The 13,982-nt window shown below is 64.5% G+C and carries 13 protein-coding genes and 1 pseudogene; 4 read left to right on the top strand and 10 right to left on the bottom strand.

All coding sequences use genetic code 11. From position 1 onward, the window contains the following. Positions 1-118 precede the first annotated feature (118 nt). From hdaA to NKI35_RS19090, 3 genes and pseudogenes are all read right to left on the bottom strand, one after another. The gene (gene hdaA / locus NKI35_RS19100) at positions 119-823 is read right to left on the bottom strand and encodes a DnaA regulatory inactivator HdaA (RefSeq protein WP_352741242.1); all 705 of its coding nucleotides are present in this window, start codon (positions 821-823) and stop codon (positions 119-121) included. 2 nt (positions 824-825) lie between these two features. Next, on the bottom strand, positions 826-2,019 hold the full coding sequence (locus NKI35_RS19095; RefSeq protein WP_023711891.1) for an AI-2E family transporter: 1,194 nt from the start codon (positions 2,017-2,019) through the stop codon (positions 826-828). Further along, positions 1,991-2,531: pseudogene (locus NKI35_RS19090) on the bottom strand (CDP-alcohol phosphatidyltransferase family protein). The gene NKI35_RS19095 and the pseudogene NKI35_RS19090 overlap by 29 nt, the downstream one beginning before the upstream one ends. A 187-nt stretch (positions 2,532-2,718) precedes the next feature. On the opposite strand from NKI35_RS19090, the gene purM reads away from it, so the two are divergent. The 3 genes from purM to NKI35_RS19075 are packed head-to-tail and all read left to right on the top strand — an operon-like array spanning position 2,719 to position 5,033. After that, on the top strand, positions 2,719-3,798 hold the full coding sequence (purM, locus tag NKI35_RS19085; protein ID WP_023689059.1) for a phosphoribosylformylglycinamidine cyclo-ligase: 1,080 nt from the start codon (positions 2,719-2,721) through the stop codon (positions 3,796-3,798). Continuing rightward, on the top strand, positions 3,795-4,502 hold the full coding sequence (purN, locus tag NKI35_RS19080; RefSeq protein ID WP_023689060.1) for a phosphoribosylglycinamide formyltransferase: 708 nt from the start codon (positions 3,795-3,797) through the stop codon (positions 4,500-4,502). The genes purM and purN overlap by 4 nt, the downstream gene beginning before the upstream one ends. Before the next feature lie 6 nt (positions 4,503-4,508). Further along, a complete protein-coding gene (locus tag NKI35_RS19075) occupies positions 4,509-5,033 on the top strand; it encodes a SixA phosphatase family protein (RefSeq protein WP_352741241.1) in 525 nt (174 codons plus the stop codon). A 193-nt stretch (positions 5,034-5,226) separates the two neighbouring features. Here the strand turns inward: NKI35_RS19075 and NKI35_RS19070 are convergent, their stop codons facing one another. The 6 genes from NKI35_RS19070 to NKI35_RS19045 form a co-directional block, all read right to left on the bottom strand. Next, positions 5,227-5,460: a DUF680 domain-containing protein gene (locus tag NKI35_RS19070; RefSeq protein ID WP_023689062.1), complete on the bottom strand. Its 234-nt coding sequence runs from the start codon at positions 5,458-5,460 to the stop codon at positions 5,227-5,229. A gap of 237 nt (positions 5,461-5,697) precedes the next feature. After that, entirely contained in the window at positions 5,698-6,471 is a 774-nt protein-coding gene (gene dapB, locus NKI35_RS19065) for a 4-hydroxy-tetrahydrodipicolinate reductase (RefSeq protein WP_023695553.1), read from the bottom strand. A gap of 63 nt (positions 6,472-6,534) precedes the next feature. Then, a complete protein-coding gene (gene speB, locus NKI35_RS19060) occupies positions 6,535-7,338 on the bottom strand; it encodes an agmatinase (protein ID WP_023733898.1) in 804 nt (267 codons plus the stop codon). Positions 7,339-7,434: 96 nt separating this feature from the next. Beyond that, positions 7,435-8,607 carry an amidohydrolase gene (locus NKI35_RS19055; protein ID WP_352741240.1) on the bottom strand — a complete coding sequence of 391 codons (1,173 nt, stop codon included), beginning with the start codon at positions 8,605-8,607 and terminating at the stop codon, positions 7,435-7,437. Next, positions 8,600-9,847 (bottom strand): Zn-dependent hydrolase, encoded by a 1,248-nt coding sequence (locus tag NKI35_RS19050; protein WP_031196559.1) that lies wholly within the window; start codon positions 9,845-9,847, stop codon positions 8,600-8,602. The genes NKI35_RS19055 and NKI35_RS19050 overlap by 8 nt, the downstream gene beginning before the upstream one ends. Before the next feature lie 2 nt (positions 9,848-9,849). Then, positions 9,850-11,052: a diaminopropionate ammonia-lyase gene (locus tag NKI35_RS19045; RefSeq protein WP_023752542.1), complete on the bottom strand. Its 1,203-nt coding sequence runs from the start codon at positions 11,050-11,052 to the stop codon at positions 9,850-9,852. Between the two features lie 103 nt (positions 11,053-11,155). Here NKI35_RS19045 and NKI35_RS19040 point away from each other — a divergent pair, with 103 nt between their 5' ends. Continuing rightward, complete coding sequence (locus tag NKI35_RS19040; RefSeq protein ID WP_023738646.1) at positions 11,156-11,632, top strand: Lrp/AsnC family transcriptional regulator; 477 nt, start codon at positions 11,156-11,158, stop codon at positions 11,630-11,632. A 58-nt stretch (positions 11,633-11,690) separates the two neighbouring features. Here NKI35_RS19040 and NKI35_RS19035 read toward each other — a convergent pair whose 3' ends face one another. Continuing rightward, positions 11,691-13,799 (bottom strand): molybdopterin-containing oxidoreductase family protein, encoded by a 2,109-nt coding sequence (locus NKI35_RS19035; RefSeq protein ID WP_352741239.1) that lies wholly within the window; start codon positions 13,797-13,799, stop codon positions 11,691-11,693. Positions 13,800-13,982: the final 183 nt, after the last annotated feature.

The raw sequence follows: 13,982 nt of genomic DNA, 5'->3' as shown, positions 1-13,982 counted from the left end.
CAACCCGATCAGGAACGCGATCAGGACCGGGGTCAGCCGGCAAACGCAGTGTTGCAAGATGGATGCCAGAGGTTTCTTCTCGAAATGGGACAGGAGCGGAGTCTTCTCCTTCCACTGCCTAAACCTCGAACTCGCCCTGCCCTTCATCCATGGCGCTGACGATCTCGGCGGCGAGCGCCCTGGTGATCGGCGTCTTGCGCTCGAGCGCCGTGCGGTCGAGGCGTTCGACCACGCGCATGGCGGTGGCCAGCGAGCGCTCGATGCGGCGCACCAGATATTGCACGACATGCGGCTCGACCTCGACCTGGCGGTCGGCGAAGAGTTTGGCGATGACACCGGCCAGAAGCAAATCGTCCGGCTCATGGATCTCGACGGTTGCCGCCGCCTTCAGCCGCGAGGCAAGATCGGGCAACGTCACCCTCCAGGCGGCGGGGAAGCGCCGCGCCGTCAACAGCAAGGTGGCCCCGGCGCCGCGCACTTCATTGATGAGATGGAACAGGCCCGCCTCGTCGATGGCTGTCTTGTCGACATCGTCGATCAGCGCGGGCCTGCCGCCAAGCCCGGTGATGGCATTGCCGATGCGCTGGGCATCGACCGCCACAGCGTTGGCCCGCGCCTGCCAGATCGAGCCCAGATGTGTCTTGCCGGAACCGGCCGGGCCAGCGAGCACGATCACCGGCGACGGCCAGTCCGGCCAGCGATCGACAAGGGCTGCCGCCTCGCGGTTGGTGGCCGACACCACCAGTTCGTCGCGCGAGTAGCCGGTGCTGTGGCCAAGGTCGAGCGGCAGTTGGCGCGGCGGTTCGGTCTTATGATCCGTCACGTTCAGCCGCGCGGCGACCGGTGCCCGCCGCCGCGAGCGGCGGGCAGCGGCGGGACGGGCTCGGTGGAGTGTCCCTTGTAGAGCGGCGATTCGAGATAGCGGGCAATGGCAAACCGCACCAGCACGGCAACCGCCGCCGAAGCAGGAACGGCGATCAAAAGGCCGACGAAGCCGAACAGGGCGCCGAAAGCGAACAGCGCAAACATCAGCCAGACCGGGTGCAGGCCGACGCTTTTTCCGACCAATCTGGGCTGCAGGATGTTGCCTTCGATGAACTGGCCGATGAAGAACACCACGGCGACAGCAACGATCATGGTCCAGTCCGGCCAGAACTGGACGAAGGCGACGCCGACGGCCAGGACCAGTCCGGTCAGCGAGCCGACATAAGGGATGAACGAGATCAGCCCGGCGAAGAGGCCGATGAGGATGGCGAAATTCAGCCCGGTCAGCGTCAGGCCGGTGGCATACATGCCGCCGAGCACCAGGCACAGCGTGCCCTGGCCGCGCACGAAGCCGGCGGTCGCGGTGTTGATGTCCCTGGAGATCGCCCTGACCGTCCCGACATAATCGCGCGGCACCCAGCTGTCGACGACCGCCACCATGCGATCCCAGTCGAGCAGCATGTAGAAAGCGACAACCGGAGTGACCACGAACAGGCTGACCACCGACACCAGAGCAACGCCGGAACTCCAGATCGAGGTGAAGACGGTGCTCAGCAGGCCGAAACCGGAAGTGAGCAGCGAATTCAGCCCGTCGCGCAGGCCATTGGCATTGACGCCGAATTTCTGCTCCAGCCATTTCGGATCGAAGCTGGTGATCAGCGACTGCAGCCGGGTCAGATATTCCGGCAGCTTGCTGGCGAAATCGGCCATCTGCGTGGCCAGTACCGGAACCAGGATGACGAAGGCCAGCACCAAAAGGACGATGAAGGCAATCAGGATGACCACCGTCGCCATCAGCCGGGAGAGGCCGAGGCGTTGCAGCCGGTCGGCGACCGGGTCGAGAAAATAGGCCAGCACCATGCCGGCAACGAACGGCAACAGGATGCTGGAAAAAATGTAGAGGAACAGCGCCAGGAAGATTGCCGTGCCCAGCCAGAAGAAAATCTGGCGGCGAAACGCCAGGGACGCAGCCGCGTCTGCTAACGCGGCAGTCGCGGCATTCTTGTCAACTACCCGGGGTGGAGCCTTCGCCATAGCCGCTCATATGCCTCAGCCAAGCCACGAGATAGGCCGCGGCCGAAGCCACGGTCAAGACCCCGGACAGCAATATGAGCGCAGGCCTGAGCGGGTCGAGGCGGAGGCCAAGGGCAAGTTCGCCCAGCACACGGCGCCAGCACGATCTGGGCGGCGGTGTTGGCCTTCGACACATAGAGCGGCTTCATCTCGACCGGATGCGCCATGACCGTGGACAAAAGCACGGCGCAGATGATCAGCGCACGCGTGACACCATGGTCACCACCAGCCACAGCGGCAATTGCCCGATGAAGCCCATGACCACGAACACCGAGACCAGAAGCACCTTGTCGGCCATCGGATCGAGATAGGCGCCGAGTTCGAATGCTGGTTGAAGCGGCGGGCGATGAAGCCGTCGACGCCATCGGAAATTCCGGCAACGAGAAATCCGGCAAAGCCCAGTCCCAGCGCATGTTCAGCATCGCCAGCACCAGCACGAAGCGCAGGATGGTGATGAGGTTGGGAATGGTCAAAGGCATGTCCCGCCATGCTTGTTCTGCAGATCGATGGTGGAGATGGATTGTGGCTGCAAGGACCAGCGGTGAAGGGGCGACTGTCCACGTATTTATCTTGGGCAAAAGCCCGGTATCCTGTCGTCATCCTTGCCCCCCGAAACCATTCATGCGAAGAGCCGCCGAGGGAAACAGGGATGCGCCGACGATGAGCAAGGGCGACCGGGCCAAGCGCAAGAACGGGCTCACCTATGCCGAGGCGGGCGTCGACATCGATGCCGGCAACCTCATGGTCGAGAAGATCAAGCCGCTGGTGCGCGCGACGCGCCGGCCGGGCGCCGATGGCGAGATCGGCGGTTTTGGCGGCCTGTTCGACCTCAAGGCGGCGGGTTTCACGGATCCGGTGCTGGTTGCCGCCAATGACGGCGTCGGCACCAAGCTGAAGATCGCCATCGATGCCGGCAAGCACGACACGATCGGCATCGACCTCGTCGCCATGTGCGTCAACGACATCGTCGTGCAGGGCGCCGAGCCACTGTTCTTCCTCGACTATTTCGCCACCGGCAAGCTCGACCCCGACCAGGGGGCGGCAATCGTCGGCGGCATAGCAATCGGCTGCCGACAGGCCGGCTGCGCGCTGATCGGCGGCGAGACGGCCGAAATGCCCGGCATGTATCACGACAAGGATTACGACCTGGCCGGTTTCGCCGTCGGTGCTGCCGAACGCGGCCAGTTGCTGCCGACCGACGATATCGTCGAAGGCGACGTGCTGCTTGGCCTGGCTTCCTCGGGCCTGCATTCGAATGGCTTTTCGCTGGTGCGCCGCATCGTTGGCGTCAGCGGTCTTGCCTGGGGCGATCCGGCGCCGTTCAACGATGAGGCGACGCTGGCAGAGGCGCTGCTCGAGCCGACCCGCATCTATGTGAAGTCGGTCCTCAAAGCGATCCGTGGCACGCACGGCATCAAGGCGCTGGCCCACATCACCGGCGGCGGTTTCCCCGAAAACATCCCGCGCGTCCTGCCAAAGGACTTTTCCGCAGAGCTCGATCTCAATGCCATCGATGTGCCGCAGGTGTTTTCCTGGCTGGCGAAGACTGGCGGCGTGGCGCCGGAGGAGATGATGCGCACCTTCAACTGCGGTATCGGCATGATCCTCGTCGTCGCCTCCGGCCAGGCCGCACAGGTCGCAGCCGTGCTGCAGGAGGCCGGCGAGACGGTGACGCCGATCGGCCGCATCGTGCCGCGCCGCGACGCCGGCGTTATCTATCGGGGCTCGATCGGCCTATGAGCAGGAAACGCACGGTTGTTTTGATCTCGGGACGCGGCTCGAACATGACGGCGCTAATCGCGGCGGCGAGCGACCCGGCCTATCCCGCCGAGATCGTTGGCGTCATTTCCGACCGGGCCAACGCCGCCGGCCTCGGCATCGCGGCCGCGCGCGGTATCCCGACCAAGGTCATCGTGCGCGCCGACCATGCCAGCAAGGAAGCCCATGATGCGGCGATCGACGCCGCGCTGATTGCGTTCAATGCCGAGATCGTGGCGCTGGCCGGCTATCTGCGCATTCTCTCCCGCGGCCTGGTCGAGAAGTGGCAAGGGCGCATGCTCAACATCCACCCTGCCCTGCTGCCGGCCTTCAAAGGGCTCGATACGCATGCGCGCGCCCTGCGCGCCGGCATTCGCATTCATGGCTGCACGGTGCATTTCGTCACATCAGAGATGGATGACGGCCCGATCATCGCGCAGGCAGCGGTGCCGGTGATGGTCGGCGACAACGAAGACACGCTGGCCGCCAGAGTGCTGAAGGCCGAGCACCGGCTTTATGCGCTGGCACTCGGGCTGGTCGCCGACGGCAAGGCGCACATGGAAGGCGGCCGCACCGTGCTGGCGCATTTCGCCGACGATGCCGAAAACGGAACTTCCGTGGTGATGGCGCCCGACCCGCTGCGCGAAGAACGCGATCTCGAACATCTGGCGCGGATCACGCCGTAGGCCGACATGGCGACACCGAGACAATTGCTCCTGCTGCGCCACGCCAAGTCGAGCTGGGACGACCCGGCGCTTGCTGATTTCGACCGGCCGCTCGGGCCGCGCGGGCTGAAGACGGCGCCGCTGATGGGGAGCGAACTGGCCCGGCGCAGTTGGCTGCCTGACCTGGCGCTGGTGTCGCCGGCGCTGCGTACGCGCGAGACATGGCGGCTGGTCTCGGCGGAACTGTCGGCGAGCGTAACGGTGGAGTTCGCCGAGGCGCTTTTCGAAGCCACGGCTGGCGACATTCTGGCCGAGCTGCAGCAGGCAGTCGCATCGGCTAGCTGTCTCCTGGTGCTCGGCCATAATCCCGGCCTGGAGGACTTTGCCCGCCGGCTCGCCGGTCCGCGATCGGGTGTGGCTGCTCTCAGGAAACTTGAAGAGAAACTCCCGACCGGCGCCCTTGCCCGCTTTGTCATCGACGGCGACTGGGCGGATCTCGGCTTCGGCGCGGCCCGGTTGACGCATTGCATCAAGCCGAAGGATCTAAGCTAGACCAAGCTGCCTAACGGGCTAGCCGCAGGTGACAGCCGCAAACCGTGTTTTGAAAAGACCACGGTCAAACAAGGAGATAGGACCAATTGCTGGCGGATTGATTCAAGATCTTTGCGGCCCCGAGTCGATTGCATAAAAACAAGAGCGGTGGGCCGGGCCCACCGCTCTTTGTGGTCGTAGATTTCTCAGAAAATCAACGACCCCAGATGCCCTGGCCGGATTCCGGCTGGTTCGAGTCGCCCTTGATCGTGAAATCGCCGAGGCTGGCCGGCTTGCGGATCGAGGCGGTATAATTGTGATCGATGTTGCCGGCGGGCGCTGTTACAGCAGGCTGGTTGACGCTGTCGGAGCCGTAGTGGTCGCTGCCTGCGAAAGCGGTGCCGGTGGCAAGGAGGATGGCAGCAGCGGTAAGTGCGATCTTGGTCATTTCAGGTAATCCAGATTTTTCAGTTCTGTCCGTCAAGTGGCGTGCCTTGGGAGGAATTCGCGTCGCTCGGACCACCCCGAAATGGGTGTGCGTTGCTGCCATTGCCAATCACAAAAATGTGCGAACCGAACCGTTCGGTTCGGTCTAGGAAGGCGCGAAATGGCGTAGTTGTTGCTATATTCTATTCTCTATACGGCTCCGACCTCGCAACGCCCCTCGTTGCGTTACGCTTGCATCTCAAAAGGTCGTGAAGCCCAGTACGTCGCGCATGTCGTATTCGCGGGGCGGCCGGACGGCGACCCAGCGTGCTGCCGCAATGGCGCCGCGCGCGAACATCGAGCGGTCGGCGGCCGAATGGGAAAGCGTGAGCGTCTCGCCCTCGGCCAGCAAGCTCACGCTGTGCTCGCCGACGATGCTGCCGCCGCGCAGCACGGCAAAGCCGATCTCGCCGGCAGGGCGTGGACCTGTAACGCCGTCGCGGATGCGTTTCGCCACATCGTCCAGCCTGACGCCATGTCCGCGAGCGGCCGCCTCGCCCAGCATCAGCGCCGTGCCCGACGGTGCGTCGACCTTCATGCGGTGATGCGCTTCCAGGATTTCGATGTCGGTGTCGGGACCAAGTGCTCGCGCCGCCTGCTCGACCAGCCCGGTCAGCATGCTGAGCCCGAGCGAGTAGCTGCCGGAGCGAACGATGGCGACGGACTTCGAAGCAGTAGCGATGGCGGCGAGATCGGCCGGCTCGAAGCCGGTCGAGCCGATGACCAGCGCCGGGCCGCCGCGGGCCGCGCAAGCTTGTGCAAGATCGACGGAGGCCGCAGGCGTGGTGAAATCGATGACGACATCCGCAAGCGCCAGTGCTTCGTCGCGCTCGACCAGCCCCTCACCGATGCTGCCCGGCCTGTGAAAGCGGGCGACGAGCGCCAGCCTGGGATCGGTCTCGACGGCCAGCGCCATCTCCCTGCCCATGCGGCCGAGCGCACCGGCTATGGCTATTTTCAATGGATGCGGCATGGCGGCTTTCACTGGAAATGCGAGTCGCAACAATGATCTACCATGCCGCCCTGCCAGATTGATTCAGCCGGCGCCATGCGTCTTGAGCATCATGCCGGCGATCTCCTTGACCAGCTTGGCGGCAACCAGCGCGGTGAGATTGGAGACGTCCTGGCTTGCATTGTATTCGACGACATCGGCGCCGACGATGGGCTGGTCGATCCGCTGGATCAGGTTGATCACTTGCCGGGTTGTAAGACCACCGGGTTCGCGGTGCGACACGCCGGGCGCACAAGCCGGGTCGAGGCCGTCGAGATCGACCGAGAGATAGACCGGCGTCTTGAGATCGAGCTGCAGATCCTCGCTGAAATGCCGCGCCTCGATCATTTCGACGCCGAAGCGCTTGAGCTGGTCACGAAGCTCATCATTGAGGGTGCGCGAGCCGATCTGGATCAGCCGGTCGGCCAGCCCCTCCTCCAGGATGCGCGCGAAGGACGAGGTGTGGGACCGCCTGTTGCCCTGATAGGCATCGTAGATGTCGGGATGGGCGTCGATCTGGACGATCGTTAGCCTGGCATGGCGGCGGCGCACGGCACGCAGCACCGGCCAGGCGATGGCATGATCGCCACCGAGGCTGATCAACGGGTGGCCGGCATCCAGCGCGCGGCCGACCTCGGCCTCGATTCGCTCCCACGGATCGCCGGCGCCTGAAAAGTCGATGTCGCCGTGGTCGACGAAACTGTCCGCCACATCGAAGCCGGTTTCGCTCCACGAGCTGTGCGCGTCGCTTTTGAGTTCGCGCCGGATCAGGGCCGGCGCTGCAGCCGCGCCCTTGAGATAGGACGAGTTCTCGTCATGTGGTATTCCCAGAAGCGAAACCCTGGTCATCGGCGTGCGATCTCCGGCAACAGGCAATCTCCCTAAACCCGGCATCTGGCTGGCGATAGCAGTGCCGCTTGGGCCAGTTGCGAAGGCGATCAGGCGTCACTTCCCGATCGCGCCGCCCAGTCTTTGCCTGACGATCGCGATATGGAAATCCGTGCCGTGCAACAGCCCGTCATCGTTGAAGTCGTAGCTGGAATTGTGCAGCGGCGGCGAGGTCTCGCCATTGCCGAGAAAGACGAAGCAGCCCGGTACGTGATCGAGGAAGCGGGCGAAATCCTCCGAGGCGGTCATCGGCTCCGCCGCGATGCTGGCGGCGCCATAGGCCAGCACGCGCCTTGCGGCGACAAAGGCCGCGTCCACCAGGTCGGCATCGTTCTGCAGCGGCACGAATTCCCTGCTATAGGTCACGTCGGCGGCGACATTGTAGGCAGCGGCGGTGCCTGCCGCGATGACCCGCATCTGGCGCTCGATCTCGGCGCTGACCTCGGGACGAAAACTGCGGGCGTCACCGAGGATGCGGGCGAGGCCGGGCAATGCGTTGCGGGTGCCGTCGGTGATCAGTTCGGTCACCGAAACCACCGAAATGTCGGCCGGGCTCAGCCGGCGCGAGACGATGGTCTGCAGATTGGTGACCAGCGCGCAGGCGGCGACCAGCGTCTCGTTCCCGGAATGTGGCCGCGCCGCATGGCCGCCGATCCCCTTGAGCACGATCTCGAAATTGTCCTCCGCCGACATGAACGGGCCGGCACGGGTCTCGAAATGTCCAATGGGCAGGCCCGGCATGTTGTGCAGGCCAAAGATCTCGTCGAAGGGGAAGCGCTGCAGCAGCCCGTCATCGAGCATTGCCAGCGCGCCCTTGCCCCACTCCTCGGCCGGCTGGAAAACGAAACGCACGGTGCCGTCGAAACCGCCCTCGGCGGCGAGCAGCTTTGCCGCGCCGAGCAGCATGGTGGTGTGGCCGTCATGGCCGCAGGCATGCATGATGCCGGGGTTCTGCGAGCCATAGGCTGTCGCGGACTGCTCGGTGATCCGCAGCGCATCCATGTCGGCCCTGAGCGCAATCGCCCGGTTGCCGCTGCCGCGCTTCAACGTGCCGACGATGCCGGTGCCGCCGACCCCCTCTGCAACGTCGTCCAGCCCGAATTCGCGCAGCTTCGCGGCGACAAAGCCAGCGGTGCGCTTTTCCTCGAAACCGAACTCGGGGTGCGCGTGCAAATCGCGCCGCCAGCCCGTCATCTCCCGCTTCAGCGCATCACGATCGAGTTCAGCCATTTTTCTCCCCGACCTCTTTTGCAAGCTCACTGGCGACATCAAGCAGGATGTTGGCGCCGGCGACAAGCTCGGCATCTTCAGTGTGTTCGCGCGAATTGTGGCTGATGCCACCGGCGCTCGGCACGAAGATCATTGCCGCCGGCGCGAGGCGGGCCATCATCTGCGCGTCATGGCCGGCGCCCGATGTCATGCGCCTGACGCCGAGACCGCGGTTCTTCGCGGCCGCCTCGATCAGTTCGACGATGCCGATGTCGAACAGCACCGGTTCGAAGCGGGCGAGCCGCTCGACCGAGATCGATACGTTCTCCGAAACCTCAAGCTCCTCGAGATAGGCAGCAAGGGCCGCCTCATGCGCCTGCAGGCGCTGTTCGTCGGGATCGCGCAGGTCGATGGTGAAGACGGCGCGCGCGGGAATGACGTTGATGGCGTTGGGTTCGAAGCGCATCGTGCCGACCGTGGCCACGGTTGGCCCATTTGAAGCCCTGGCCCGATCGTGCAGGAAGGTGATGATGCGGGCGGCGGCGTGGCCGGCGTCGCTGCGCATCGACATCGGCGTGGTGCCGGCATGGTTGGCGGCGCCGTCGATGGTGATGCGCTGCCAGGAAATGCCTTGCAAATTCTCGACCGCGCCGATCGGCACGCCTTCACGCTCCAGCACCGGCCCTTGCTCGATATGAAGTTCGAGATAGGCATGCGGCTTGAGGAAGCCGGGTTCGCGGTCGCCGGCATAGCCGATGCGGGCGAGCTCCTGGCCGAGCACGCTGCCATCCGTGCCGATGGCGGCCAGCACGGCCTCGGCGCTGACGCCACCGGCATGGCATAGCGAGCCCATCATGTCAGGCGTGTAGCGCACGCCTTCCTCATTGGTGAAAGCGGCGACCGCGACCGGGCGCGACGGCGAAAAGCCCGAAGCCTGCAGCGTCTCGATCACCTCCAGCCCGGCCAGCACGCCGTAGCAGCCATCATAGATGCCGGCATCGATAACGGTGTCGATATGCGAACCGATGAGCAGCGGCGCCTGCCCGGCATTGTCGGGGCTTTGCCAGATGCCGAAAATATTGCCGACCCGGTCGATGGCGACTTCCAGCCCGGCCTGCCTGAGCCAGCCGACAAAGAGGTCACGGCCCTGTCTGTCTGTGTCGGAGGCGGCGAGCCGGATCAGCCTATCCTCACTGTCGCGGCCAACGGCGCCGAGTTCCCGGATGCGGCCAAGCAGACGCTGTGCATCGATCCCGATCATGGCTATGCCTCGGCCTTCAGCTTGCCGGCCAGCACATCGGCGGGGCTCTGCCCGACCAGCTCGGTATAGCGATGCGGGTCTGTGGCGCCTTCGGTGTTGATCAGCAGCACGCGGGATTTGTCGTCGAGCCCGAGCGCGGCCTTGTGGTCGGCCACCGCCCGGATCAGCCCGGCCAGACCGACGCCGCCGCTTTCGCCGGCGACGATCACTGGATCATTGCCAGCCGGCCGTGCCAGCCGCCGCATCACCGCGACCGCCTCCTCCTCATCCACTGTCATGAAGGCATCGGCAACCCGCGCCAGAACGCGCCAGGCAACTTGCGAGGCCTCGTAGCATTCGAGCATCGCCATCACCGTCGGCTGATCGTGTGCGACCTTGACCACGTGGCCCGCCCGGGCGGCTGCGACAACGCAGGCGGCGCGGGCCGGCTCGACGACGATGAAGGTCGGCCTGGCGTCACCGAGCACGATGGCGAGATGGCCGGCCAGGGCGGCGGCAATACCGCCGACACCGGCCTGCACGAAGACATGGGTCGGCGGCTGCGGCAACTGGCCCAACGCTTCGCGCACGATCGCCGTATAGCCCTGCATGACCAGACCGGGGATGCGCTCGTAGCCCGGCCAGGAGGTGTCGGACACCACGGTCCAGCCTTGCTCCGCTGAAACCTCGGCGGCCTGCCTGACCGAGTCGTCATAATTGCCGTCGACGCGGATCATCTCGGCGCCATAGCGGGCTATTGCTGCAATGCGCGCCTCGCTGACGCCGGCGTGAACGAAGATTGCCGCTTTCGCGCCAACCAACTGTGCACCTTGCGCGACCGAGCGGCCATGATTGCCGTCGGTGGCGCAGGCAACCGTCATGCCGGCAGCGACCGCCCGGACGTCGAACCGGTTGAGATCGGCCACGTCGACGGGCCGATGAAGCGATCGGCTCGCCTCCTCCAGCACCAGTCGAAAAACGGCATAGGCGCCGCCGAGCGCCTTGAAACTGCCGAGACCGAGGCGAAAGCCTTCATCCTTGATGTGGACGGCGCCGAGGCCGAGTTCGCCGGCCAGCGTCGGCAATGCATGCAACGGAGTTGCCAGGTGATTGTCGCGATGGGCCAGAAACCGCTCGACCGTATCGGCGCCGGCGTTCCCCAGCGTCTCGGCATCGACCGGATCGAGCGGCCGGCGGTGCAAGGCATTGCTGTTGAGCAGGAACACGGGTGGCCTCCTTTGGGTGTGACGAAATCATATTGCAGCCGAGGCGCAAATAGCGCTGTTATTGGCGCTTCGAAATGCAAGTTTGTTTCGCCGGGATAGCGCTTTGCCTCGATCGCCTTCGCTCGACAGTTTCGACCTCGCCATCCTTGCCATCCTGCAGCGGGACAACACGACGCCGCAGCGGCTGATCGGCGAAGCCGTCAACCTGTCGGCGCCGGCGGTGCAGCGGCGCATCAAACGCATGGAACAGTCCGGCGTCATTGCCGGCAACGTCGCCGTCATCAACCCCGTTGTGGTCGGCCAGCCCATCACCATTTTCGTCGAGGTCGAACTGGAGAGCGAACGCTCGGACCTGATCGACGCGGCCAAGCGGCAATTCTCGGCAGAGCCCGAAGTGCAGCAATGCTACTACGTCACCGGCGAGGCCGACTTCATCCTAGTCATCACCGCGGCCGACATGGGGGCCTATGAGGCCCTGACGCGCAGACTGTTCTTCGACAGCAAGAATGTCCGAAAATTCCGCACCTTCGTTGCCATGGACCGTGTCAAGGTGGGGCTGACGGTGCCTCTGCCGGGATAGCCAGTCTCTTTTACGCAATTCCGGACGGAAAACCGCTCACACTTTTCCTGGAGTTGCTTTAGCCCGCCGGCCGCAGCCAGACCTTGTTGTCGTGGAAGGCCGCACCGCCATAGGGCGCTGGTGCGTCGGCGCCGGTGAGCACATTGATGCCTTCGCCACGCTCATGCGCGCTGTTTGGCCAGATGCCCTCGGCGATCACCACGCCGCGCTTGAGGCCTTCGAACAGCTTTGCATGCAGCACCACCTCGCCGCGCCGGTTGCCGACCTCGATACGGTCGCCGTCGCCCAAGCCAAGCGCGGCAGCGTCGTCCGGATGCAACAACAATTCCGGCCGGCCTTCCTTGGCCTTCGACACCGGCGTTTCCGAGAAGGTCGAATTGAGGAAGTTGCGCGCCGGTGATGTCGTCAGCCGGAACGGATGCTCCGCATCCGCGACCTCGATCAGGTCGACATGGTCGGGGAATTCCGGGAGCTCCGCCACCGGCCCGAACAGGCCCATGATTTTCGGCGGCCGGTTGGGCGCCGCCTGCCCGCTCCAATTGGCGCGGAAGTGAAATTTCTTGTCGGCATGGCCGAAACCATCGATGAAATGCGCCGCCTCGAAATCCGGCTGCAGGTCGACCCATTTGTCTTCCTTGAGGCTGGCGAAGGAGCCCAGCCCGCGCTTGCCGAGGATGATGTCGATATGCTGCTGCTCGGTCAGGCCAAAGCCCGGCCGGTCTGCGACGCCGAGACGCTGCGCCAATTGCTCGATGACGAAATGGTTGGTGCGCGGCCCTTCCGGCGGTTCGATCAGCTTGGGACCGAGCGTGATGTGCTGGTTGCCACCGCCCTTGTAGACGTCGTCATGCTCGAGAAACATCGTTGCCGGCAAAACGACATCGGCGAGCTTTGCCGTGTCGGTCATGAACTGCTCGTGCACGCAGGTGAACAGGTCGTCACGCAGGAAACCCTGCTTCACCAGCCGCTGCTCGGGCGCGACATTCACCGGGTTGGTGTTCTGGATCAGCATCGCCGTCACCGGCGGGCCACCGTAAAGCGCGTCCGCTGCACCGGTCAGCACCGGGCCGATACGCGACTGGTCGAGATGGCGAATATTGGGATCGCGCATCGCGGCGCCTTCCAGCACATCCTGGTTGAGCTTGAAGATGCCGGAATTGGAATGGAAGGCACCGCCACCCTCATATTGCCAGGCGCCGGTGACGGCGGCGATGCAGGATGCCGCGTGCATGTTGACCGCGCCGTTGCGCTGGCGGGCAAAGCCATAGCCGAGGCGGAAATAGGTTTTCCTCGTCGTGCCGACGAGGCGTGCGAAAGCCTCGATCTCGGTGACGGCAAGACCGGTGATGGCGGAAGCCCATCCCGGCGTGCGCGTCTCCAGATGCGCTTCCAGCCCCTTCGGATCGTCGGTGTATCTTTCGAGATAGGCGCGGTCGGCCATGCCTTCCCTGAACAGCACATGCATGACCGCGCAGGCCAGCGCGCCATCGGTGCCGGGCTTCAGCACAAGGCCCATATCGGCCTGCTTCATCGTCGCGTTCTCGTAGACGTCGATAACGACGATCCTGGCGCCACGCTCCTTCCGCGCCTTGATGGCGTGGGTCATGACATTGACCTGCGTGACCACGGCATTGGTGCCCCAGATCACCACGCAGTCGGACTTCGCCATCTCGCGCGGATCGGGACCGCGCAAGGCGCCCGCTCCCATCATCCAGCCGGTCCAGGCCAGATTGGTGCAGATCGAGCCGAAGAAGCCGGAGTATTTTTTTGCATGGCGCAGCCGGTCGATGCCGTCGCGCTGCACCAGCCCCATCGTGCCGGCATAGTAGTAAGGCCAGACGGTCTCGGAGCCGTATTTTGCCTCGGCCGCGATGAATTTCTCGGCGACGAGATCGAGTGCGGACTCCCAGCTCGCTTCCTTCCAGATGCCATCGCCTTTGGCGCCGGCGCGGACAAGCGGCTTCAGCAGCCGGTCGGGATGGTGAACACGGTCGGCATAGCGGGCAACCTTGGCGCAGACGACGCCAGCCGTATACGTATTGGACTTGGCGCCATGGACACGGCCGATGCGGTTGCCATCGAGCAGTTCGACCTCAAGCGCGCAGGTCGACGGACAATCATGCGGACAGGCGGAGTGGCCGATGCGAAGCTTCGCGTGCTGGTTCATGAGGCGAGACTAGCTGGTTCCGGAGGCGGCGTGTAGGGCCAGAAGTGGCGCAGGCTTACCCTCTCCTGTTTCGACGCCTCGAAGCCGCGCCTTCGCATCTTGTTAGGCTCATATCCAAAATTCAACTGTAGATGGTGGTTTCTCAGAGTATTGTGGTGAGAGCTTTGCTGCGGGCGCCAAGGT

The organism is Mesorhizobium sp. M0676 (assembly GCF_040320535.1).
GTDB lineage: Bacteria > Pseudomonadota > Alphaproteobacteria > Rhizobiales > Rhizobiaceae > Mesorhizobium.
The sequence above is the reverse complement of the archived record's forward strand: the minus strand, read 5'-3'. Positions and strand labels throughout refer to the sequence as shown.